This window comes from Pseudoalteromonas sp. S3260 (assembly GCF_005886925.1).
GTDB lineage: Bacteria > Pseudomonadota > Gammaproteobacteria > Enterobacterales > Alteromonadaceae > Pseudoalteromonas > Pseudoalteromonas tetraodonis.
In genome coordinates this window covers 1-303 of the sequence record NZ_PNCV01000349.1, presented here as the reverse complement: position 1 = coordinate 303, position 303 = coordinate 1, and the positions used below count along the sequence as shown (strand labels likewise).

The following is a 303-nucleotide window of genomic DNA, read 5'->3' as shown; positions in this document are numbered from 1 at the left end:
ACCGTCACTTCTTTAACTTCAACACTGCCGCTGTCTTTGTCTGCCTTCGCTTCTTGCTTGTCGCTATCGCTCGAGCTTGGACTCTCGGTACTGCCACCGCCTGCAGTTTCAAAGATAAATACCAGCGACCCTGTCTTTACGGTGTCGCCGACATTGATTTTGATTTCTTTAACTTTACCGGCTTGTGGCGCAGGCACTTCCATAGAAGCTTTATCGCCTTCAACGTTAAGAATTGATTGTTCTTCTTCAACGCTATCACCAACACTGACCATAATTTCGGTGACTTCAACTTCGTCATCACCA

At 46.5% G+C, this 303-nt stretch carries 1 protein-coding gene; it reads right to left on the bottom strand.

What is annotated here, in order from left to right; all coding sequences use genetic code 11:
• On the bottom strand, nucleotides 1-303 hold a 303-nt coding region (locus tag CWC14_RS18755; protein ID WP_283957465.1), incomplete at both ends, for a biotin/lipoyl-containing protein.